The sequence below is a fragment of the Pseudomonas brassicacearum genome (assembly GCF_003732265.1).
Taxonomy (GTDB): Bacteria; Pseudomonadota; Gammaproteobacteria; order Pseudomonadales; family Pseudomonadaceae; genus Aquipseudomonas; species Aquipseudomonas brassicacearum_D.
The window spans coordinates 1-262 of the sequence record NZ_MOBK01000138.1 but is presented as its reverse complement, the minus strand read 5'-3'; the positions used below and the strand labels follow the sequence as shown (position 1 = coordinate 262).

General features: G+C 55.7%; 1 pseudogene. It reads left to right on the top strand.

The features are described from left to right. Positions 1–128: 128 nt before the first annotated feature. A pseudogene (locus BK660_RS30455) lies at positions 129–262 on the top strand (lipoprotein); the annotation flags it as partial.

Here is a 262-nt window from a genome sequence, read left to right as displayed (position 1 = left end):
GCGCGCCTGAATATTTTGTCACGAGTGCCCGGCGGAATTTTTGTGCATTGTCATGATCCAACGCCCGCGCAGGTCCATTTTACCCAGTGGCCGCTGCACCACAGAATGCGAAAAACCAGGAGCTCTCCATGTTCACCAAGCGTCGTTTGATTATTGTCGCTACTGCCGTGGCCTTGCTGTCCGGCTGCGCCTCGCCTAACCCGTATGACAATCAGGGCCAGGCTGACAGCGGCTCTCAAGGCATGAGCAAAACCGCCAAATA